This window comes from Gordonia malaquae (assembly GCF_037148075.1).
In the GTDB taxonomy this organism is placed as follows: Bacteria; Actinomycetota; Actinomycetes; order Mycobacteriales; family Mycobacteriaceae; genus Gordonia; species Gordonia malaquae.
Genome location: NZ_JBBCUB010000006.1, coordinates 14,377 through 35,207, shown reverse-complemented (window position 1 = coordinate 35,207; position 20,831 = coordinate 14,377). Strand labels below are relative to the sequence as shown.

General features: G+C 66.2%; 20 protein-coding genes. 8 read left to right on the top strand and 12 right to left on the bottom strand.

All coding sequences use genetic code 11. The features are described 5' to 3' along the window. Position 1: 1 nt before the first annotated feature. On the bottom strand, positions 2-1,492 hold the full coding sequence (locus WFK36_RS18880; protein WP_336793534.1) for a fatty acid desaturase: 1,491 nt from the start codon (positions 1,490-1,492) through the stop codon (positions 2-4). Between the two features lie 133 nt (positions 1,493-1,625). On the opposite strand from WFK36_RS18880, the gene WFK36_RS18875 reads away from it, so the two are divergent. Together WFK36_RS18875 and WFK36_RS18870 are read left to right on the top strand one after the other, a co-directional pair. Continuing rightward, positions 1,626-2,399 carry an SGNH/GDSL hydrolase family protein gene (locus WFK36_RS18875; protein ID WP_008377099.1) on the top strand — a complete coding sequence of 258 codons (774 nt, stop codon included), beginning with the start codon at positions 1,626-1,628 and terminating at the stop codon, positions 2,397-2,399. Positions 2,400-2,490: 91 nt separating this feature from the next. Continuing rightward, positions 2,491-3,786 carry a DUF1576 domain-containing protein gene (locus WFK36_RS18870; RefSeq protein ID WP_336793531.1) on the top strand — a complete coding sequence of 432 codons (1,296 nt, stop codon included), beginning with the start codon at positions 2,491-2,493 and terminating at the stop codon, positions 3,784-3,786. Positions 3,787-3,790: 4 nt separating this feature from the next. Here the strand turns inward: WFK36_RS18870 and ureG are convergent, their stop codons facing one another. From ureG to WFK36_RS18840, 6 genes are all read right to left on the bottom strand, one after another. Beyond that, positions 3,791-4,528, bottom strand: coding sequence for an urease accessory protein UreG (ureG, locus tag WFK36_RS18865; RefSeq protein ID WP_336793530.1), 738 nt, complete (start codon positions 4,526-4,528; stop codon positions 3,791-3,793). Between the two features lie 53 nt (positions 4,529-4,581). Then, on the bottom strand, positions 4,582-5,193 hold the full coding sequence (locus tag WFK36_RS18860) for a hypothetical protein (protein WP_336793529.1): 612 nt from the start codon (positions 5,191-5,193) through the stop codon (positions 4,582-4,584). A gap of 74 nt (positions 5,194-5,267) precedes the next feature. After that, a complete protein-coding gene (locus tag WFK36_RS18855) occupies positions 5,268-5,462 on the bottom strand; it encodes a hypothetical protein (RefSeq protein ID WP_336793528.1) in 195 nt (64 codons plus the stop codon). A gap of 328 nt (positions 5,463-5,790) precedes the next feature. Continuing rightward, entirely contained in the window at positions 5,791-6,306 is a 516-nt protein-coding gene (locus tag WFK36_RS18850; RefSeq protein WP_336793527.1) for a hypothetical protein, read from the bottom strand. 202 nt (positions 6,307-6,508) lie between these two features. Further along, positions 6,509-8,704, bottom strand: coding sequence for a 3-hydroxyacyl-CoA dehydrogenase NAD-binding domain-containing protein (locus WFK36_RS18845; RefSeq protein ID WP_008377091.1), 2,196 nt, complete (start codon positions 8,702-8,704; stop codon positions 6,509-6,511). Positions 8,705-8,733: 29 nt separating this feature from the next. Next, the gene (locus WFK36_RS18840; protein ID WP_008377090.1) at positions 8,734-9,945 is read right to left on the bottom strand and encodes an acetyl-CoA C-acetyltransferase; all 1,212 of its coding nucleotides are present in this window, start codon (positions 9,943-9,945) and stop codon (positions 8,734-8,736) included. A 127-nt stretch (positions 9,946-10,072) separates the two neighbouring features. Between WFK36_RS18840 and WFK36_RS18835 the strand changes: the two genes are divergently transcribed. The 5 genes from WFK36_RS18835 to WFK36_RS18815 all read left to right on the top strand — a co-directional run bounded on the left by WFK36_RS18835 (position 10,073) and on the right by WFK36_RS18815 (position 14,906). Further along, complete coding sequence (locus WFK36_RS18835) at positions 10,073-11,248, top strand: TetR/AcrR family transcriptional regulator (protein WP_040519534.1); 1,176 nt, start codon at positions 10,073-10,075, stop codon at positions 11,246-11,248. Next, on the top strand, positions 11,241-12,137 hold the full coding sequence (locus WFK36_RS18830; RefSeq protein WP_336793525.1) for an adenylate/guanylate cyclase domain-containing protein: 897 nt from the start codon (positions 11,241-11,243) through the stop codon (positions 12,135-12,137). Before WFK36_RS18835 ends, WFK36_RS18830 begins: the two co-directional genes overlap by 8 nt. A gap of 158 nt (positions 12,138-12,295) precedes the next feature. After that, the gene (locus WFK36_RS18825) at positions 12,296-13,027 is read left to right on the top strand and encodes a YoaK family protein (RefSeq protein WP_336793523.1); all 732 of its coding nucleotides are present in this window, start codon (positions 12,296-12,298) and stop codon (positions 13,025-13,027) included. Positions 13,028-13,080: 53 nt separating this feature from the next. After that, positions 13,081-14,076 (top strand): ATP-binding cassette domain-containing protein, encoded by a 996-nt coding sequence (locus tag WFK36_RS18820; protein ID WP_008377083.1) that lies wholly within the window; start codon positions 13,081-13,083, stop codon positions 14,074-14,076. Then, positions 14,073-14,906 (top strand): ABC transporter permease, encoded by an 834-nt coding sequence (locus tag WFK36_RS18815; protein ID WP_336793521.1) that lies wholly within the window; start codon positions 14,073-14,075, stop codon positions 14,904-14,906. Before WFK36_RS18820 ends, WFK36_RS18815 begins: the two co-directional genes overlap by 4 nt. A gap of 70 nt (positions 14,907-14,976) precedes the next feature. Here WFK36_RS18815 and WFK36_RS18810 read toward each other — a convergent pair whose 3' ends face one another. After that, a complete protein-coding gene (locus tag WFK36_RS18810; protein WP_008377079.1) occupies positions 14,977-15,426 on the bottom strand; it encodes a hypothetical protein in 450 nt (149 codons plus the stop codon). Between the two features lie 123 nt (positions 15,427-15,549). After that, the gene (locus WFK36_RS18805; protein WP_008377077.1) at positions 15,550-16,803 is read right to left on the bottom strand and encodes an ROK family transcriptional regulator; all 1,254 of its coding nucleotides are present in this window, start codon (positions 16,801-16,803) and stop codon (positions 15,550-15,552) included. Positions 16,804-17,111: 308 nt separating this feature from the next. Between WFK36_RS18805 and WFK36_RS18800 the strand changes: the two genes are divergently transcribed. Beyond that, positions 17,112-17,774: a histidine phosphatase family protein gene (locus WFK36_RS18800; protein WP_336793519.1), complete on the top strand. Its 663-nt coding sequence runs from the start codon at positions 17,112-17,114 to the stop codon at positions 17,772-17,774. A gap of 63 nt (positions 17,775-17,837) precedes the next feature. Here WFK36_RS18800 and WFK36_RS18795 read toward each other — a convergent pair whose 3' ends face one another. From WFK36_RS18795 to WFK36_RS18785, 3 genes are read right to left on the bottom strand one after another with little or no spacing between them, the layout of a single operon-like run. Then, positions 17,838-18,578 carry an SDR family NAD(P)-dependent oxidoreductase gene (locus tag WFK36_RS18795; RefSeq protein ID WP_336793518.1) on the bottom strand — a complete coding sequence of 247 codons (741 nt, stop codon included), beginning with the start codon at positions 18,576-18,578 and terminating at the stop codon, positions 17,838-17,840. Continuing rightward, on the bottom strand, positions 18,575-19,591 hold the full coding sequence (locus WFK36_RS18790; protein ID WP_008377073.1) for a phosphotransferase family protein: 1,017 nt from the start codon (positions 19,589-19,591) through the stop codon (positions 18,575-18,577). Before WFK36_RS18790 ends, WFK36_RS18795 begins: the two co-directional genes overlap by 4 nt. Then, on the bottom strand, positions 19,588-20,790 hold the full coding sequence (locus WFK36_RS18785; protein WP_336793515.1) for an acyl-CoA dehydrogenase family protein: 1,203 nt from the start codon (positions 20,788-20,790) through the stop codon (positions 19,588-19,590). Before WFK36_RS18785 ends, WFK36_RS18790 begins: the two co-directional genes overlap by 4 nt. Between the last annotated feature and the right edge of the window lie 41 nt (positions 20,791-20,831).

Below are 20,831 nucleotides of genomic sequence, written 5' to 3'. Positions count from 1 at the left end.
GTCAGGCTCCAATCGGAAGGAAGTCGATCTTGTCTCGAACACCGCAGTCCGGGCAGTTCCAGTCGTCGGGCACGCTGGCCCACGGGGTGCCTGCCGCGTAGCCCTCACGGGGGGCTCCCTCTGCCTCGCGGTAGACGTACTCGCAGTTGGGGCAGCGGTACGCGGTGGCGGCCGGACGATCGAGCAGGGCGACCGCGGTGTCTTGTGCGGCGGCCGGGGCCTGGGCGCGAGCGGCCTGTCCGTACTTGGCGAGGAGCTTGGCCTCCTTGCCCGGCTGCAGATTGGCGCGGGTGAGGTCGCCGTCGTAGTGCTCGATGACGCGCTTGTCCATGATCTTGCGCCAGATCGGCGGGAAGTAGGCGATGCCGATCATGCTGGCGTAACCACTGGGGAGGTTCGGAGCCTCCTCGAAACTGCGGAGTGTCTGGTAGCGACGCGTCGGGTTCGCGTGGTGATCACTGTGACGCTGCAGGTGGTACAGGAAGATGTTTGTGCAGATGTGGTCACTGTTCCAGCTGTGCGACGGGGTGCAGCGCTCGTAACGACCGCGGGCGTTCTTCTGCCGGACGAGGCCGTAATGCTCGAGATAGTTGACGGTCTCCAGCAACGAGAATCCGTAGACGGCCTGCAGGACCATGAAGGGCAGGATCTGCCAGCCGAAGACGGCTGCGAGCACACCCCACAGAACGATCGACATGACCCACGCGTTGAGAACGTCGTTGCTCCGATGGAACACCGGCTTGTCGATCTTCTTGAGACGGTTGGCCTCGAGTTCCCATGCCGACTTCAGGCTGCCGTAGACGCTGCGCGGCAGGAACGACCAGAAGGTCTCGCCGAAGCGCGAGCTCGCCGGATCCTCGGGGGTGGCGACGCGGACGTGGTGACCACGATTGTGCTCGATGAAGAAGTGACCGTAGAACGTCTGCGCGAGCGTGATCTTCGACAGCCAGCGCTCGAGCGACACCTTCTTGTGGCCGAGCTCGTGAGCTGTGTTGATGCCGATGCCGCCCATGACGCCGATCGACAGCGCGAGACCGATCTTGGAGACGATGCCGAGGGACCCGCCTTCGACGCCGAGCCAGCTCAGGTCGCCGAAGCGGCCGTTCGGACCCGCGGTCCAGAGGTACGCCGCGAAGATCAGGCTGGCGAACTGGAACGGAATGTACGCGTAGGTGCAATACCGGTAGTACTTGTCGTTCTCCAACTGCTCCATGAGTTCGTCCGGCGGATTCTGGCCGTCGGGCCCGAAGAACACGTCGAGGATCGGGAGCAGGACGTAGAGCAGAATCGGGCCGATCCACCACCAGACCGGGGACACGGTACCGAGCCAGGCCCAATCGAGTTTGTCGCCGGCCCAGTTCATCAGCGCGATGAGTCCGGTCGCGATGAAAACTGCGGTCGGTGGAATCAGGCCGAGAAGCCAGAGGTGGCGCTTCTTGTCACGCCATTGAACGTCGTCGACGGGGCTGTCGTCGATTGTCGGATTCGCCATGTCTTCCTCCTGGTGAGGCGAGTTGGTGAACTTGACATTAGACGTTGGCACGTCGGTTGTCTAGACATCTGAGCTAATTTGTAAAGTGTTCGACTTCACTCTGATCCGGTGAACTCCTGGCTACTATCGGCCTATGGGCTATTCGCGATTCGTCGCCATCGGCGACTCCCAGACCGAGGGGATGTGTGACGGAGACGATTCCGCCGGCTACCGAGGCTGGGCCGATCGCCTCGCTGAACGCCTGGCCGTGGACAACCCGGACTTCCGGTACGCCAACCTCGCCATCCGTGGGAAGAACACCCGGAACACTCGCGACGAACAACTCGAGCCGTGCCTGTCCCTGGCTCCCGACCTCATCGCGGCGCCGTTGGGCATGAACGACGTGATCGGACGCGCCGACCCCGCCGTCGTCCGCGCCGATCTCGACTTCATCTACCGACGTCTCGCCGAATCCGGTGCGACCGTTGTCATCTCGACGTTCCCCGACGTCGCTCGCACGATCCCGTTCGGGCGCAGTGTGGAAGACCGGCTTCTCCTGATCAACGACATGATGCGCGAGTTCGCGACGACGTACGGCTTCATCCTTGTCGACCTATACAGCGCACCCGTCCTGACCGACCTGCGCTCCTGGGCGCGCGACCGATTGCACGCATCCCCTACCGGCCACGACCGCTTCGCCGCGGGAGCCGCATATGCGCTCGGACTCGAAGGCAGCTCCGCCGACTGGGGTCATGCCCTCCCGCCGATCGACGACCCCAACCGAGTCCTGCGGACGCTCGGCGACGCCCGGTGGGTGGTCGAATTCTTCACCCCGTGGATCATCCGGAAACTCCGCGGCCGATCACTCGGCGACGGGCGTGTGGCGAAACGACCAGAACTCGCTCCCGTGATCCTCCCCGGCATCTGAGCCATCCGGCTGCGTCGCCCCAGTCAGGCGGCCGTTCGCCCGACACGCGACACTAGACTCCGAAGTTCGACATCGGAGCGGAGGTATATGAGTGATCGTCGAGTCGGGTGACCGCACCGAACGGATCCTGATGCGTTTGATCGTGGCGACCGCGGTCGCGTGCATCGCTTTCGGATTCATCGTCGACACACCGGGCGACGTGATCCGCGGCATCGGCGACATCGTGATCGCACCCGATGTCCTCGTCACCGACTTCGTACTGCTCGGCGGGCTCGGTGGCGCATTCGCACAAGCCGGTCTCGTCACGCTCCTCGCGTGCCTCACATACCGGCTGACCGGAGCGAAGGTCGACGGCGGCGCGGTCGGCTGCCTGTACATGGTGCTGGGATTCGGGCTGTTCGGGAAGACGATCGTGAACGTCTGGCCCATTCTCATCGGCGTGGCTCTGTACGCGCTCTGGCGACGCGAGGCTCTGCGCGATTCGGTGACGACGGCGTGGTTCGCGACAGCACTGTCGCCGGTCTTCTCCGAGATCGCCTTCAACACAGGTCTGGTCAAGTGGGTGTCAGTTCCCGTCGGCCTCGCGACCGGGCTTCTCATCGGCTTCATCGTCTCGCCAGTCGCGCGCGGCCTGTTCCGCGCGCACAACGGGTTCACCCTCTACAACATGGGGTTCGTCGCGGGCATTCTCGGCGCGGTGATCATCGCGGTCTTCCGGTCGTTCGGGTTGGAAGATCAGCCGCCCATGACATGGACCAGCGGGAACGACGGTCCCCTGCTGATCTTGTGCGCGATCCTCATCGCGATGGTCGTCATCGCCGCATTCGCCCTCGACCGCAGGCCGTGGCGCGGCTACCGCGGCCTGCTCCGCCGCACTGGGCAGGCGCCCGCCGACTTCATCGGATCCGACGGCCCCGGTCCCACCCTGCTCAACATGGCGATCACCGGAACCCTGACGACAGTGCTCATGGTGGCCATCGACGCAGACTTCAACGGTCCCGTCGTCGGTGGAATCGTCAGCGTCATCGGCTTCAGCGCGTGCGGAAAGCACGCGGTGAACATCGTTCCGGTCATGCTCGGCGTGATCCTCGGAGCACTCACCAAACCACTCGGGCTCGACGACGACGGCGTCGTGTGGGCGGTCATGTTCGGCACGTGTCTCGCTCCGATCTCGGCGCGCTTCGGCCCGCACTGGGGCGTGCTCGCCGGCTTCCTCCACGTCTCGGTCGCCCAGGTCGCCGGTTCGCTGACGATCGGGCTGAACCTGTACGGCAACGGCTTCGCAGCCGGAATGGTCGCCGCGGTGCTCAGCCCGATCGCCCTGATGTTCGTTGAACGCCGAGAGTCCGATCGGCTTCAAGAACCCGAAGCGGTCCCGTCGACGTAATCCCTCAGTGAGTGTGCGTGTGCTCGCCGTGTTCGTGATCGTGGTCGCCTGCGTGCGAGTGCGGGGCCATCGGACCCGGATCGGCGGGAACAAGTGCGCCGCCGCGATGCTCGGCCAGCACACCGTGCACCCATGCGACAAGATCGTCGATGCTCTCCTCGTCCCGCTGGCTCAGTGCGACGACGGGCAGTCCGCCCCGCACCGATGACGCGTCGGTCACCATCTGGGCCGGGTCGACGCCGACGTGCGGCCCGAGATCGGTCTTGTTGACCACCAGCAGATCCGCGCGTTCGATGCCCGGCCCGCCCTTGCGTGCCACGTCACCGCCGCCCGCCACGTCGATGACGAAGATCTGCGTGTCGACGAGCGCGGGGCTGAACGTCGCTGTCAGGTTGTCGCCGCCGCTCTCGACGATCACCAGGTCCAGAGGGGCGAACTCGGCTTCGAGGTCTTCTACCGCCAGCAGGTTCGGCGTCACGTCGTCGCGGATCGCGGTGTGCGGGCAGGCGCCCGTCTCAACGGCGACGATGCGCTCCACCGGGAGCACACCTGCCGCACGCAGCAACCGGGCGTCCTCGTCGGTGTAGATGTCGTTGGTCACGACCGCCATCTCGAGGCTCTCCGCCAGTCGACGGCACAGCGTCGCGATCAGAGTGCTCTTGCCTGTTCCGACCGGCCCGGCGACTCCGAGTCGGAGCGGACGTTCCGCCTGGTTGATGCTGCTGACGGTCGTCTCAGGCATGAATGCTGATCCTGTTCTTCGGTACGGACGTGGCAGTTCGACGATAGCGCGCGCTACTGCGCGGCAGGTTTCCGGAAGGTGACGTCGGTGGTCAGCTCATCACGGCAGGCGAAGTAGTCGTCGCCGAGCCGAGCCGAGCCCGCGGTGACCCGACCGTCGTCTCCGCACACGACTTGCCCCTGCTTATCGCCGACGAGCAGCCGCCACATCCCGGTCTGAGGGTCCACCACATCGCGGGGTCCTCGCAACCGCACCAGACGGGTTCCGTCGAATGTGTACACGCCGAACCACGCGTGGGTGCCGTCCGTTCCACGACCGATGACGATCTCGTGGCCCGGTTTCGCGTCCAGGTCGTAAAGCGCGACGTCGCGCGTCACCGACTCCGAGTAGACATAGGCGGCACGAGGAACAACCGCCGATTGAACGCCTCTTGCATCGTCGAACGCAACACGCAGTTCGGCGCTGCCGTCAACGCCCTCGACCACACCGATTCCCTGAAGCGACGTCCCGTCGGCGACGGTTCCGGCGCCCACCGAGGTGCACGCCGGTCCGATCCGTCCGCATGGATCGACTGCGATCGGCCCATCGTCGACCACGGTTTCAGGACTGCACGCAGCGAGCGCTGCCGTCGCCGCGACGACGGCAGCCGAGCGCAGGATCCGCATGCCGACCATCGTCGCAGACCGGCCGGTTCACCGATCGGAGCCTGAGTCGGCGTGGCGGGGCGAGGTGGCTCGGTTCAGGCTGGGAGACGACCTTCTGCCACGTCGAGCACCCACTGCTCGGGCTCTTGGCCTTGCAGCCGGGCCACCTTCACCAGAATATTCGCCGCTGACCGGCGCGCGCGGCTGGTCCGACCAGCAAGAATGAAATCGGCGCCTGCACGTTCGCGAGCACTCTGTTCCAGACGAGCACTCTCATCGGGAGACGTCATGACTGTTCACCTCGGCCCGGGTCACTCGACGACCTACGTGGCCTAAGATTAGCAGTCGCGGCCAGAATTCCGACCTCACTAGAGGTCACCAGAGGCGACTCCGTGAGCGCTTCCAGAACAGCAAACCCCAGTTCACTCGACGCATCGTCGCCCCTGTGGGCTTGCTCCGCCGCCCACTGGAACCGTCGCCACCACTCGGCCCGTGCGTCGAAGCGATCGCGGTGCATTCGGTCCATCGCTTCGGACCGTTGCCTCTGCCACAGGGTGCCCACCACACCAATCGACGCGAGCACACCGACGATCAGTGTGACCCAGGCCTGCGGCGTCATCACGACGCCCGCGGAAGCTCATCGTGACGGGCGAACAGTGCCATCGCCTGACGCAACGCGTACGGGATCTCGTAGGCGCAACCGATAGCATCGTCGTGCCGATCGATAGCCTCCTGAAACCACCACAGCGCTGCCGACAGTTCGTCGAAGGCCGCAATGAGCTCCTCGTCCTCCTCTGTCGGCTCGAGCTCCAGCAACCGATGACGCCGCGTCGCCGCGTCCCACTCGTACTCAAGGGCGACCAATGAACACGTGCGGACGATGTCGCGGAGCGACACACCGTCGCCGAGCTCGAAACGCATCGGCAACACCGTTCCGTACCGTTCGGCACTCGGCTCGAATCGCATCATCCGTTTGAGCCACTCATCGATCGATCCGCCCTCGTCACGCGCGAGTTCACCGGCGATCGCGGGCCACTCCCACACCGGAGCCCGTGCCGCACGACGCAGTGCCAGCCTCAGTTTCGGCGAGGCGCCGTGCCGCCTCTTCGATGCGGTCTTCTTCCTCCGTGACATGTCGTCCCCCTTCGACAAGACGAGGATCGCACCGAATCACGGAACCGTCGAGACCGAATTCCACAGGCGGTGACCTGCAGAAACGACAAAGCGGCCCCGGTGGATTTCTCCACCGGGGCCGCCATCTCGACTGCGCTCGATGAGCCGGGCAAAGGCTCGATGAGCGGGAAGGCCCGCTCGACGAACGCGGCGAGTTGTCAGATCACTTGACGAGGTTCTCGTTCGTCAGGGAGGTGACGCCTGCTTCAGCCTTCTCGACCAGCGAGGCCGGGGGCTCAAAGTGCGAGCCGTACTTCGACGCGAGGTCGCGAGCGCGGGCGACGAAGCCTGCGATGCCACCCTCGTAGCCGTTGATGTACTGCACGACGCCGCCGGTCCAGGCCGGGAAGCCGATGCCGAAGATCGAACCGATGTTGGCGTCCTCGACGGAGGTGAGGACACCTTCGTCGAAGCACTTCACCGTCTCGAGGGCCTCGGCGAAGAGCATGCGCTCCTTCATGTCCTCGAAGGGGATCTCCGTCGAACCCGAGTTGAAGTTCTCACGGACACCCGGCCAGATGAGGCCGCGCTTGCCGTCGACGTAGTCGTAGAAGCCCTTGCCGTCCTTCTTGGCGGTGCGTCCGAGCTCGACCATCTTGTCGATGACCGCGTACGAACCGTGCGGCGTGGGCTCCTGGCCTGCCGCGCGGATCGCTGCCTCGGTCTCCTGACGGATCTTCTGCGGCAGGGTCAGCGTCAGCTCGTCCATGAGCTGCAGCGGCGGGGCCGGGTAACCGGCCTGGCTGCCTGCCTGCTCGATGAACGCGGGCTCGACACCCTCACCGACGGCGGCGACTGCCTCGTTGATGAAGGTTCCGATCACGCGGCTGGTGAAGAAACCGCGGCTGTCGTTGACGACGATCGGCGTCTTGCGGATCGCGAGCGTGTAGTCGATGACCTTGGCGAGGACTTCGTCCTTGGTCTTCTCACCACGGATGATCTCGACCAGCGGCATCTTGTCGACCGGCGAGAAGAAGTGGATTCCGATGAAGTCCTCGGGACGGTTGACGCCCTCGGCCAGGATCGTGATCGGCAGGGTCGACGTGTTCGAGCCGAGGACGGCGTCGGGCTCGACGATGTCCTGGATCTCCTGGAACACCTTGTTCTTGACCTCGACCGACTCGAAAGCAGCCTCGATCACCAGGTCGACACCCTTGAAGTCGGCGGGGTCGATGGTGGGGGTGATGCGGGCGAGGAGCGCATCGCTCTTCTCCTGCGTGGTCTTGCCGCGCGAGAGAGCCTTCTCCTCGAGCTTCTCCGAGTAGCCCTTGCCTCGCTTGGCAGCCTCGATGTCGATGTCCTTGAGGACGACCTCGATGCCGGCCTTGGCCGACACGTACGCGATCGCAGCGCCCATCATGCCTGCGCCGATGACGCCGACCTTCTTGGCCTGGAACTTCTCGAAGCCCTCGGGACGCGAGCCGCCGCCGTTGATGTGCTGCAGGTCGAAGAAGAACGCCTTGATCATGTTCTGCGCGACCTGGCCGGTCACCAGCGACACGAAGTAGCGGGTCTCGACCTCGTCTGCGGTGTCGACATCGACGTACGCACCTTCGATGGCTGCGGCCAGGATGGCACGCGGCGCAGGCATGTTGGTGCCCTTGATCTGCTTGCGCAGGAGCGCCGGGAAGGCGGGCAGGTTCGCCGCGACAGCCGGGTTGGTCGGTGCGCCGCCGGGCATCTTGTAGCCCTTGACGTCGAACGGCTGCTGAGCCTCCGGGTTGGCCGCGATCCACTTCTTCGCAGCGGGGACGAGCTCCTCGATCGAACCGACGACCTCGTTGATCAGGCCGATCTCCTTGGCCTTGGTCGGGTTCAGACGCGGGCCCTGGAGCAGAACGCCCATGAGCGCCTGCTGGAAGCCGAGGAGGCGCACGGTACGGACGACGCCGCCGCCGCCCGGGAGCAGACCGAGGGTCACCTCGGGCAGGCCGAGCTGGTTGCCCTTGACGTCGGCTGCGACGCGGTAGTGGCAGTGGAGAGCGATCTCCAGGCCGCCGCCGAGTGCCGCGCCGTTGATGGCGGCGACGACCGGCTTGCCGAGGGTCTCCAGACGACGCAGGACCTTCTTGAGACCGTTGGTGCGGTTGGTGATCTCGGTGGCGATCTCCTCCTTGGACTTGTCGCCGCGTCCCGCGGTCATGTCCTTGAGGTCGCCGCCCGCGAAGAAGGTCTTCTTCGCCGAGGTCAGCACGACACCGGCGATGTCGTCCTTCTCAGCTTCGAGGCGTTCGATGGTGGCCGACATCGAATCGATGTAGGTCTGGTTCATCGTGTTGGCGCCCTGGTTGGGGTCGTCCATCGTCAGGACGACGACGCCGTCGGCGTCCTTCTCCCACGAAATCATGTTCTCAGTCATGAAAGTCTTTTCCTTTTGTTCCGTGGCCGTCAGAGGCGCTCGATGACGGTTGCGACACCCATGCCGCCACCGATGCAGAGGGTGACCAGGCCGTAGCGGCCGCCGATGCGGTCCAGCTCGTCCAGCGTGCTGCCGAGGATCATCGCGCCGGTTGCACCGAGCGGGTGACCGAGGGCGATGGCGCCACCGTTGATGTTGACCTTCTCGTGGGGAACCTTGAGGTCCTTCATCCACTTCATGACGACCGAGGCGAAGGCCTCGTTGAGCTCGAACACGTCGATGTCGTCGACGGTCAGACCTGCGCGCTTGAGGGCGAGCTCGGTCGACGGCGTCGGGCCGGTGAGCATGATCGACGGCTCGGAACCGATCTCGCCGTACGAGACGATGCGGCCGCGGGGAGTCAGGCCGTTGCGCTTGCCCGCCTCCTCGGAACCGATGAGGACCAGTCCGGAACCGTCGACGATGCCGGAGCTGTTGCCGCCGGTGTGGACGTGGTTGACCTGCTCGACGTTCGGGTACTTCTGCATCACGACGTCGTCGAAGCCTGCCATCGCGGCGAGGCCTGCGAACGCGGGCTTCAGCTTGCCGAGGCTCTCCGCGGTGGTGCCGGGACGACGGTGCTCATCGTTGTCGAGCAGGGTGACGCCGTTGATGTCCTTGACGGGGATGATCGACTTCGAGAAGCGACCCTCGTCCCACGCCTGTGCGGCGCGGCGCTGCGACTCGGCGGCGTACGCGTCGACGTCGTCACGCGAGAAGCCCTCGATCGTCGCGATGAGGTCGGCGCCGATGCCCTGCGGAGCGATGTAGTTGTCGTACGCGGTGGCGGGGTCCATGAAGAGGGCGCCGCCGTCGCTGCCCATCGGCACGCGCGACATCGACTCGACGCCGCCCGCGAGGACGAGGTCGTCGAAGCCCGAGCGGACCTTGGCTGCCGCCAGGTTCACGGCTTCGAGGCCCGAAGCGCAGAAGCGGTTGATCTGGGTGCCTGGGACGGTCTCGCCGAGACCCGAGGTGAGAGCTGCGGTACGTGCGATGACCGCACCCTGCTCGCCGACCGGGGAGACGACACCGAGGACGACATCGTTGATGTCCTTCGGGTCGAGATCGCCGTGACGGGCGAGGAGTCCGTCGATCAGACCCGAGACGAGGTCGATCGGCTTGACGCTGTGCAGCGAGCCTCCGCGCTGCTTGCCACGGGGCGTACGGACCGCCTCGTAGATGAATGCTTCGTCGGACACAAGTGTTCCTTTCACACGAACCTCAGATGGTTACGACCATGAGGCTAACCCCCAATAACGGTTTTGGCTATACCGGGAGGTCAGGTCTATACAAATTCGTCAACACTTCGGCTATGGTCGGTTCACCATGACGTCAACTTCAGGTGTGCGCCGCGCCCGGTCCAACGACCGTAGGCGTCAGCTGATCGATGCCGCGACACTACTGTTCGCCGACCGCGGATACCCGCATGTCAGCGTGGCGGACATCGCTCGGCACGCTGGCGTCAGCGCGCCGACCGTCTACCGACATTTCGAGGACAAACAGGCTCTCCTCTTCGACGCCGTGCAGGCCTCCGTCGACGATCTGGAGGCGAACACCGCCGCTGCGAATCTCGACGAAGCCGACGACCCCGCCGAGGCGCTGGCGGTCGCCGCCGTCCGGCTGAGCATGTCGAATCCACAGTCGACGTCGTTGTGGCGATGGTCGGGCCAGCACCTGTCCGTCGAGCAGAACCGCGAGGTGGTGCGCCGGACGCGGAGCGTTCTTCGTCAGTGGGCGTCGGCCATCGGCTCCACGCGCCCCGATCTCACCGAGCGCGAGACGATGTACCTCGCAGGCGCCGTGCTCAGCGTGGTCGGCAGCGTGGTCGGACGTGCAGTACGGACGGTCCCGCTCAACGTCGAGGCCGAACTGCTCGCGTTGCTGCGTCAGATCCTGCGGCTCACCCCGAGCGATGCGACCCCTCTGATCGAACCTGCGGGCATCGAGGCGCCGCGCACCCGCCGCGACGAGATTCTGGATGCTGCTGCAGTTCTGTTCTCCCGCAAGGGATTCGCAGGCACCGGAGTGGACGACATCGGCGCCGCCGTCGGGATCACCGGCCCGAGCGTCTACAAGCACTTCCCGTCGAAGAACGCGATCCTCCTCGCGATAGGTCAGCGCAGCGGCAACCAACTCGACGCCTGGGCGATGGTGTCGTACGCGGCGAGCCCCGATCCAGCCGTCCGACTCCGGTCGCTCGTCGACACCTACGTGCACGTCATCACGTCGTCGCCCGACCTCATCGTGGCGTTGACGAGCGGGTACTCGCTCGCGGGCGATCCTCATGCGGGCGAACTCGTCGCCAGTCAGCGTCGCTATGTGGCACGGTGGATCCAGCTGCTGACCGAGTACGCACCGGAGCGCAGTGTCGAATCGACAGGCCTCGTCGTCCACGCCGCGCTGGCGATCGTGAACGACGCGGAACGACTGCCGCGCAGTACACCGCGGCCCGAGTTCGCCGCCCGGATGGCGTACCTGATGAAGGGACTGCTCGGTGTCTGACGAACCGGTCAGCTACACGCGTGAAGAGCTCGTCGACGCCCTGCAACTCGATCACGACTACGCGCAGCGCTTCTGGAACGCCTTCGGCTTCGCCCAGGACACCGGAGCCACCGGGCATCGGTTCACAACCGAAGACCTTGCGGCGCTTGCGATCTACGTGCAGGGCGACCACGCGATGGACACCTCCGCACAACTCGCGGCCGCACGCTCGATCGGACAGGCGACAGCACGTCTGGCCGAATGGCAGGCAGAGCAGATCCGACTCCTCGCCGCCAACGACGACATCACGGCCACCACCGACCAGATGATCGACGCTCTCGCTCATCTGCAGACACTCGTGTGGCGCCGCCACCTGGAGTCGTACCTGGCGGCGCCGGATCAGGACGAGGCCGAGGCCGACACGGTGATCGGCTTCGCCGACATCGTCGGCTACACGTCGATGTCGCGGAAGCTCGCCATGACCGAGCTCGAGGATCTGCTGGAGACGTTCGAGTCGTCTGCGCACAGCATCGTCGTCGCCAGCGGCGGACGAGTGGTCAAAGCGATCGGCGACGCGGTCATGTTCACTTCCCCCGACGCCCACGCGGCCGCGGAGACCGCCGTCGCGCTGCACGCACTGACCTCGGGCGGCGAACTGCCAACCCTCCGGATCGGCATCGCACGCGGGCACGCACTCACCCGTCTCGGCGACGTGTTCGGCGAACCGGTCAACATCGCCGCCCGACTCGCGAGTTCCGCACACTCGGGCACCACACTGGTCGACGAGAACGTCTCCGACGATCTGAAGGGCGACGAACAGTTCCGAGTCCGGTCGATTCCGACACTGTCCGTTCGCGGGTACCGCCGCCTGCACGCATGGGCCGTCACCAAGAATCGTCACGCGAACTGAGCTCTTACGCGACGCCGGTTTCCGCCGCGTGACGCTCGCGTGAACAGGTGAGATTCACTGTGGCGCACGCGATGTGAGTCGTCGCACCGACAACGGCGACGGCCCGATCGCGTCTGCACAATCGAGTGCATGACCCCATTGTTCGACGCCGTCACATCATGAGCCCGAACACACACGGGCCAGTCGTCAACCGGGAGACCGCTGTCGGTTCCGACGCCCGACTCTCCTGGCTGCTCGCCGGGGTGGCCGGCATGGTCGGAGCCGTGGCGTTCCTCCACAGCGCCGGGTACTTCGTCACGTTCATGACCGGCAACACCGAACGCGCGGTCGTCTCGTGGTTCGGCGTCTCGACCACCCAGAAGGTCGCGGGCGCGGGAGCTGTCGCGGCGATCGTGCTCATCGTCGCGTTCGTCGCCGGCGTCTGGGCGGCGTCGTTCTGTCGCCGCCGGTACTGGCAGAACCATCCGCACGGACCGACCGTCCTGACCACCGCTGGGCTGCTCGCCGCGGCAGGTCTCGACTTCGCCTACGACGGCTTCGATGAGCCCGAGGTCAGGTTCCTGCCGATCGTCGTCATCACCTTCGCCATCGGCGCGCTGAACACCTCCTTCGTCAAGAACGGCGAGGTCTCGGTCCCGCTGTCCTACGTCACCGGCACGCTCGTGAAGCTCGGCCAGGGCATCGAGCGTCACCTGACCGGAGGCGGAACCGTCTACGACTGGCTCGGCTACGCGATGGTCTACGTCGGGTTCCTCGCCGGAGCAGGCGTCGGAGGTGTCGTCGCCTCGGTGTTCACCGGTCCTCAGGTGATTCTGGCAGCCGGGCTGCTGTGCGGTGCGACCAGCCTGATCACATTCCTGCACTCCGACCGCAAGGCGATCCTCGGCTGATCCGACTCAAGAATCCAGTGGAGGATGTCACACCCTGCCCGTACGGTGATCGTGTGAACAATCGACACGACGCATCCGTAGCAGTCGAAGCCGTCGACCTGGTCAAACGGTTCGGCGATTTCACGGCGGTCGACGGCGTGAGCTTCGCCGTCCCGACCGGCACCGTCCTCGGCATGCTCGGCCCGAACGGCGCAGGCAAGACGACCACCGTCCGAATGATGACCACCCTCAGCGACCCGACGTCGGGCACCGCGCGAATCAATGGTTTCGACGTCCGCGAGAATCCGGACGCCGTCCGACGCAGCATGGGCCTCACCGGCCAGGCCGCAACGGTCGACGAGCTGCTCACCGGACGCGAGAACATGCGCATGATCGGCGGTCTCTACGGCATAGGCCGCAAGGCGCTGAAGGAACGGACCGAGCAACTGCTCCATCAGTTCTCCCTCACCGATGCGGGCGACAAGACCGTTCGCGAATACTCCGGCGGCATGCGACGCCGGATCGACCTCGCGGTCAGCTTGATCGCGGCGCCGCCGGTCCTGTTCCTCGACGAGCCGACCACCGGCCTCGACCCGCACAGTCGCAACGAACTGTGGGACGTCCTGCGGGGACTCGTCGCGGCGGGGACCACTCTGGTGCTGACCACCCAGTATCTCGAGGAGGCCGACCAGCTGGCCGACCGCATCGTCGTCGTCGACGCGGGAAAGATCATCGCCGAGGGCACTCCGCTCGAATTGAAGACGCAGGCGGGAGCGGCCAGCCTGATCACCACGGTGACCCACGCCGCCGATGTGAACGCGGCTCGGGCGATCCTCGATCAGGTGGCGGGTGACGTGTTCGTCGACGAGCATGCCCGCACCCTCACCGTGCCCGCGGGCGGGCTCGCCGACCTCACTCGCGTCGCGGGAATGCTCGACGAGTCGGGGATCGCAATCGACGACATCGGGCTGTCGCGCCCGAGCCTCGACGATGTCTTCCTCAGCCTCACCGGCCATCGTGCCGAACCCGGCTCCGAGTCCGCCTCCGATTCTGAAGGAGCGAGCGCATGAGCGCCCCCGCAATCGACCCCCGACTCGCGATCGATCCGCCGAGCCTCTGGCGTCAGACGTCGATCATGGTGCAACGCAGCATGATCCACACCAAACGCATGCCCGAGATGCTGTCCGACGTCACGGTCCAACCGATCATGTTCGTGGTGCTGTTCGCATTCGTGTTCGGTCCGGCGATGCCGGTGCCCGGCGGCGGCAGCTACCGCGAGTACCTGCTGCCCGGCATCATGGGCCAGACGATCGTGTTCACCGCGTTCATCGTCGCCAACGGCATCACGGCCGACGTCGACAAAGGCATCGTCGACCGGTTCCGTTCGCTGCCCATCAACCGGACGTCGTACCTGCTCGGTCGAGCGATCGCGTCGTTGATGCACTCATCCATCGGCATCGTCGTGATGGCGTTGACGGGCCTCGTGATCGGCTGGCGGATCCATACGTCGTTCCCGGAGGCGGTCCTGGGCTTCGCCCTGGTCTTGGTGTTCGGCTTCGGCATCATCTGGTTCGGCATTCTCGTCGGATCGTGGCTCAAGTCAGTTGAGGCCGTGAACGGCTTCATGTTCACGCTGCTCTTCCCGCTGACGTTCCTGTCGAACGCGTTTGTCCCGACTGCGCCGATGGCGACGTGGCTGCGGACGATCGCCGAGTGGAACCCGGTGTCGTCGCTGGTCCAGGCCATGCGTCAACTCTGGGGCAACGGCCCGAAGGCCACCGACTCGAGCGCACTCCCGCTCCAGCACCCGGTCCTCGCGACGATCCTCTGGTCGATCGCTCTCACGGCGATCTTCGCACCGTTCGCTCTGCGCGCGTTCCGTCGGCGTACCGCCGACTAGGCCCCTCCCCGCTTCCCGCTGCACCTGTCGACTCCCGCTAATTGTCAGACGATTAGCGGGAGTCGACGCGTCACGCGGGAGCGTCGTCCTCGGTCTGCTGCGCGCCCATCAGGCCGAGAACCGGCGTCGTCACCTTCTCGAGCGCAGCAACCGTCGCCGCCTGTCGCTGAGCGAACTCGGCCACAACCCCGGACAATTCGGCCTGGACCTCGGCGAACTTGGCGATCGTCTCTGCCAGCTTCCGCTGCTGGACGATGAAATCCTGCATCGGCTGGGCGACGGCTCCGGCGACGCCGGTGGCACTACCCGCCAGGCTCGTCACCGCCCCGCTCAGCTCGGCGACCTGCCGCATCAGCTCATCCGGGGCGGCCGCTCCTGCCGACGCACCGGCAGCAGCCATTCCGCGGATCTTGTGCAACGTCTCTGAGGCGACCTTCACCGCCTGCTCCTGCGACTTGCTGAACAGCGACATCGCGTCATACGTCCGCTGACCCTCGTCGGGCTTCTCCGGCTCAGACATGAGCGAAGCGTAACGCGACGTGGTGCCCGAGCACGTGAACCACGCTCAGACTTCGCCGAACACGTTGTGGTGCTGACCGGTCGTGGTCGGACGCCAGGGAACGACTAGGAAATGGTTCGCTGATCAGGCGGTGTGCGAGAGAGCGTCGAGCGGGTCGGCGTAGATCGCGTCGAGAGCGACGGCGCCCGCGGCCTTCTGCTGGACAGTGATCGCCGAACGTGCGACACGAACATCACGCTGGGTGACGACCGACGTCGCACGCAGTGCCTTGCTGACTGCGGGAAGAGCTTCGGGGTAGTCGGTGAAGGCCTGCCCGCCGAGAATCACGTGATCCGGGTTGAAGATGTCCGAGATCAACGCGACGGTCCGGCCTAGGATCTCGGCACGTTCGGTGAGGATGTCGTGCGCGACGGTGTTGCCGGTACGGGCGGCGGCGCGCAGTTCGTCGATCGACGACACCGACAGCCCCGCCTTCTCTGCGGCGTACAGGACACCCGAATCGCCGACGGTGTCTTCGAGACGTCCGGTGCGATCGGGATCGAGAAGCGTCGTCTCGCCGGTCGGGAAGTGCCCGATCGTGGGCGGACCCGCGGCAGGCGTGTGGACGGTGCCGTCCACACTGAATGCGATGCCGACCATTTCGCGGGCGTAGAAGTACAGGAAGTTCTGGCTCTGGTCGGACGGCGTGTTGACGACCAGTTCTGCGGCGGCCATCGCCTCGACGTGGGACGCGACGGAGACGGGCAGTCCGATGGTCTCGGCGATCACTCGCCCGACGGGGACGTTCGACCATCCAAGACGCGGATGATCGACGACGCCACCTTCGGCGACTCGTCCGCCGATGGCGACTCCCGCCCAGAGCAGGCGCTTACCGACCCAGCGATCGGCGAAACGACGAGCGCTCGCGCCAACCGCGGCGACTACTTCTTCGGGAGTCCCGGCCTGCGGCGTCGGGATCGCGATGGCGCCGACAACGCGGTGCATAAGGTCGTGAGTCGTGATCGACGTGGTCTTGTAGCCGATGTGAATCCCGACGGTCAGGAAACCGGTCGTGTTGATCTCAAACGGGACGCGGGGACGTCCCACGGCACCGGGCGGCGTCAGATCGGCGCGCTCGCGGATCAACCCCGCCTTGAGCAGAGCGCTGACCTGGCGGTTCACGGTTGAGATCGACAGCCCGGTGGCAGCAGCGGTGTCATCGCGGAAGACCGGCCCCGAGACGCGGGCGGTGCGCAGAACAAGTGCGGCGGCCTTCGTCGACAGTTGCAGACCTGCAGTGGCGACATGCGGAGCGGTCGGCGACGGGACCGAGCGGAGACGAACTGGAGCGATCTCGACGGTGGTCGAGGGGAGGGGACGAGCGAGGGTGGAAGTCATTTTCAGGGGTCCTTGTGCCGGACGCGCAACACGACAGCAGTCGATCGCGACGAAAGAGAGTGCCCGCAGGAGAGCAGGCGAGAAATGGGCTGGTTCAGCGCATTCGGCGACAACAGAGGACCCGAGCCAGCGGCAGACGGCAACCCAGAGCGGTGGTCACGTAGGTGACCTCCGGGATCGCGTGCAGCTGACGAGTCATGGAGCGAAGCTAGCAAGCACCCGCGACGCATGGCAAGTGAAGCAGGCCGTCTACGGTGGAAACGTGACCACCGCCACCCACCCCCACATGCACAGAACGGCCTGCTGAGATGGGCGCCATCTACCTCGTCCGTCATGGTCAAGCACCTGCACACGCGTACGGCGTCGGCAGCACCGACGGCACCGGCCCCGGGCTCACCGAACTCGGATTCGCCCAGGCCCGACGCACCGGCGAGCTACTCGCGGGCTTCGTCCCGACGTTCGACGCCGCCGTCTCCGGCGACCTCCCGCGCCAACGGGACACACTGAGCGGCGTCCTCGAAGGATTCGGCACCCGACCGGATCATCAAGTGGACGCCGACTGGAACGAATACGAGCTGCCTGCAGAACTCATGACTGCGGCAGCCGACCTGTTCGCCGACCGCGCCGCGTACCAGAAGGTGCTCGACGCCGGGCTCGACGCGTGGATCGCCGGAACCCAGCCCGCCGACGAGACCTTCGCGGAGTTCCTCGCCCGCACACACGCCGCATCGCAGCGCGCCGCCGAACTGGCCGGATCCGGAAAGAACGTGCTCATCACGTCGTCCGCAGGGACCATCGGACTGCTCGTGTCACAACTGTGGGGTGTCCCGCCGGCCGGATGGCCCGCGGTGTCCAGGACGTTCGTGAACGCGTCGGTGACCAAGATCGTCTCCGGGCGGAGCGGCCTGACCGTCGTGTCCGTCAACGAGCACGGCCACCTGGCCTCCGACGGGATCCTGTCGTTCCGGTAGGGACGGGACTCGATAGGCGTCTCGACTGCGCTCGACGAACCGAAAGGTCGCGACGGCCCGGGGCTAAGCCCGGTGCAGGTTCGGGCCGGGGCGGGTGAGCACCGCCTGCGGGAGGACCGCCCAGCGCGAGAGCTGCGAGACCGCGTAGGCGACGGTGGCGACGTCCTCGGCGGAGATCATCTCGTCACCGGGGATCGCCCCCTCCCCTTTTGTCCACTCCGACATGTCCGTGTCGACGTAGCCGGGCGCGATCGACGTCGCCGAGACGCCGTTCACCGACTCCTCGAGGTTGAACGTCTCGCACATCGAGATCAGGGCCGCCTTCGTCGCGCCGTACGCCGCCATCTCCGGCTCGGGATACACCCCGGTGATCGACGAGATCGCGATGACCTTCGCCGCCCCTGCTGCGTCGACCGCCGCCCGAAGGCTCGGCAGCAGTCCCTGCATCAACTGGAACGGCGCACGCACGTTGACCTGGTACAGCCGGTCGAAGCGCCGGGCAGGGAAGTCGGCGAAACCACCCTTGAGGCCCATGCCTGCATTGACGACGAGTGCGTCGGTGCGTCCGTACTCCTCGACGTGGCGGGCGATCAGGGCGGCGACGGCGTCCGCGTCGGTGGAGTCCGCAGCGACGGAGAGCACTCGGGCGCCGTGCTCGCGGAGCTGGTCGGCACGAGCATCGAGCGCCTCCTGGCCTCGCGCGCTGATCGTCAGGTCCCACCCCTCGCGGGCGAACCGGTTCGCGACAGCCGCTCCGATCCCACGCGAGCCCCCGGTCACCAGCGCTACCTTGCGTGCAGTCATTTCACGGCCTCCAGTCCCTGTGCGATGAATGATGCGGTGGCCTCAGCGGCCTTTTCCGCGCCCGCCGCGCCGGACGATCCGCCCTGCAGTGCGCGGTGGGTGATGCCCTCGGCGATGACTCCCAGCTTCAGGTTGGCGAGGCCGAGGTAGAAGGCCCAGTCGCCGAGGTCTGCTCCGGTCGCCTGCGCGTAACGCTCGGCGAGCGAGTCCGCGTCGGGCAGACGGTCGCTGGTCCACGCGGCGTCGAATCCGAGGACCGACGAGAACACCGGCTGGCGGTACACGCACATCAGCGCGACGTCGGTGATCGGGTCGCCGAGCGCCGACAGCTCCCAGTCGACGACGGCTGCGACCCGACCGGGGTCGTCGGGCGCGAGAATCGTGTTGTCGATGCGGAAGTCGCCGTGCACAATCGTGCTGCGCGCGGCTGCAGGAACTCGGTCGGACAGGATGTCGACCAGCCTGTCGACGTCATCGAGTTCCCGGGTCTTGACGATGCCCCACTGCCTGGCCCACAGCTTGATCTGACGCGCCGCGAAACCCTCCGGGCGCCCGAACTCGGCGAGCCCGACGGCCGAGTAGTCGACGGCGTGCAGGTCGGCGAGCGTCCGGACCAGCGCATCGATCGATGCCTCCACCTGCGCGTCGGAGAAGCGCGCCAGATCGTCCACCGAGCGGATCACGTCACCGTCGACGAACTCGACCACGGTGCAGGGCGCACCGATCACGTCACCGGCCCGGTCGATCGCGACCGTCGGCGCGACTGGAACGTCAGTCCGCGTGAGCGCCGAGGTGACCGCCCACTCGCGCTCCATGTCGTGCGCCGACGGCGTGAGGCCGCCCATCGGCGGGCGTCGCGCCACCCAGTGGTGAACGTCGTCGCGAACGTCGAATGTCAGATTGGACCGGCCGCCGCTGATCAGGTCGATCCGCAGGTCGCCGACCACGTCGACGCCGTTGCTCTCAAGCAGTCGCCGCAGATCCGCTGCCGCGAGCCCCGCGTGACCACTCATGCCTGACGCTCCTTTCGGGCACGTCCGACAGCACGCTTGGCGATCGCCCACCGGTGCACTTCGGAAGGACCGTCGTAGATCCGGAACGGACGCAACTCGTCGGCGAGACGAGCCAGCGGCAGGTCCTCCGAGACGCCGAGACCGCCGCACATCTGAATGCTGCGGTCGACGACGCGGGAGAACGCCTCGGCGCCGAACGTCTTCGCGATCGATGTCGAGTCCGATGCATGAGAGCCCTGGTCGAGTTCCCAGCACGCGCGTACCAGCAGTGCGCGCGCCGCGGCGAGATCGATCTCGTTGTCGGCCACGAGTTGCTGGATCATGCCCAGGTCTGCGAGCCTTCCGCCGAATCCCTGCCGCCGTTCGACGTAGTCGAGCGCGACCTTCTGCGCGCGGACCGCCGAGCCCATCCACCGCATCACATGTGTCATGCGGGCGGGACCCAGGCGTACCTGCGCATAGCGATAACCCTCGTTGACCTCACCCAACACGTCGGCGTCGGGAACGAAGACGTCGGTGAACGTCATCTCGCAGTGACCGCCGATCATCGACTTGTCGGTGGTGTGGATATGGCGGTCGACGCTGATGCCGTCAGTGTCGCCGGGTGCGAGGAACATCGTCGCACCGCCGCGGTCACCCGGTTCACCCGATGTGCGCGCCATGATGATGAAGAAGCCCGCGCCGTCGGCACCGGTGATGAACCGCTTGCGTCCGTTGATCTTCCAGCCGCCGTCGACTCGCGTCGCCATCGTGGACAGGGCGTTCGGATCGGCGCCTGCACCCGGTGACGGCTCAGTCATCGCGAACGCACTGCGGACGGCCCCGGCCGCGAGCGGCGCCAGGTACTCGTGACGCTGACGGTCGTCGGCGACGTGGGCGAGCATGTGGACGTTGCCCTCGTCCGGTGCACCGATGTGCAGGGCGACCGGTCCGAACGTCGACCGTCCGGCGGCTTCGAACACGGGCGCGCGGTCGGACATCGAGAGCCCGAGTCCACCGAACTCGACAGGTGCGTGCGGCGCGAACACACCGGCGGCCTTGGCCTTGGCGTTCAGTTCACGCCGGAGGTCGTCACCGCCGGCCGCTGTCACGTCGCCGCGGAACTCGTTCTCCACCGGAAGGACGTGTTCGTTGATGAAGAGCTCGGTCCGAGCCACCAACTCGACTACCTCGGGACGGTAGGACAGATCGATCGTCATGAGCACAATCCCCGTTTCTGACCGAGCGCTCGCTCGGTCAC

Coding starts and splice junctions, on each gene's coding strand:
- WFK36_RS18880 (WP_336793534.1), bottom strand. CDS start 1,492: ATGGCGAATCCGACAATCGACGACAGCCCCGTCGACGACGTTCAATGG.
- WFK36_RS18875 (WP_008377099.1), top strand. CDS start 1,626: ATGGGCTATTCGCGATTCGTCGCCATCGGCGACTCCCAGACCGAGGGG.
- ureG (WP_336793530.1), bottom strand. CDS start 4,528: ATGCCTGAGACGACCGTCAGCAGCATCAACCAGGCGGAACGTCCGCTC.
- WFK36_RS18860 (WP_336793529.1), bottom strand. CDS start 5,193: ATGCGGATCCTGCGCTCGGCTGCCGTCGTCGCGGCGACGGCAGCGCTC.
- WFK36_RS18855 (WP_336793528.1), bottom strand. CDS start 5,462: ATGACGTCTCCCGATGAGAGTGCTCGTCTGGAACAGAGTGCTCGCGAA.
- WFK36_RS18850 (WP_336793527.1), bottom strand. CDS start 6,306: ATGTCACGGAGGAAGAAGACCGCATCGAAGAGGCGGCACGGCGCCTCG.
- WFK36_RS18845 (WP_008377091.1), bottom strand. CDS start 8,704: ATGACTGAGAACATGATTTCGTGGGAGAAGGACGCCGACGGCGTCGTC.
- WFK36_RS18835 (WP_040519534.1), top strand. CDS start 10,073: ATGACGTCAACTTCAGGTGTGCGCCGCGCCCGGTCCAACGACCGTAGG.
- WFK36_RS18825 (WP_336793523.1), top strand. CDS start 12,296: ATGAGCCCGAACACACACGGGCCAGTCGTCAACCGGGAGACCGCTGTC.
- WFK36_RS18815 (WP_336793521.1), top strand. CDS start 14,073: ATGAGCGCCCCCGCAATCGACCCCCGACTCGCGATCGATCCGCCGAGC.
- WFK36_RS18810 (WP_008377079.1), bottom strand. CDS start 15,426: ATGTCTGAGCCGGAGAAGCCCGACGAGGGTCAGCGGACGTATGACGCG.
- WFK36_RS18805 (WP_008377077.1), bottom strand. CDS start 16,803: ATGACTTCCACCCTCGCTCGTCCCCTCCCCTCGACCACCGTCGAGATC.
- WFK36_RS18800 (WP_336793519.1), top strand. CDS start 17,112: ATGGGCGCCATCTACCTCGTCCGTCATGGTCAAGCACCTGCACACGCG.
- WFK36_RS18795 (WP_336793518.1), bottom strand. CDS start 18,578: ATGACTGCACGCAAGGTAGCGCTGGTGACCGGGGGCTCGCGTGGGATC.
- WFK36_RS18790 (WP_008377073.1), bottom strand. CDS start 19,591: ATGAGTGGTCACGCGGGGCTCGCGGCAGCGGATCTGCGGCGACTGCTT.
- WFK36_RS18785 (WP_336793515.1), bottom strand. CDS start 20,790: ATGACGATCGATCTGTCCTACCGTCCCGAGGTAGTCGAGTTGGTGGCT.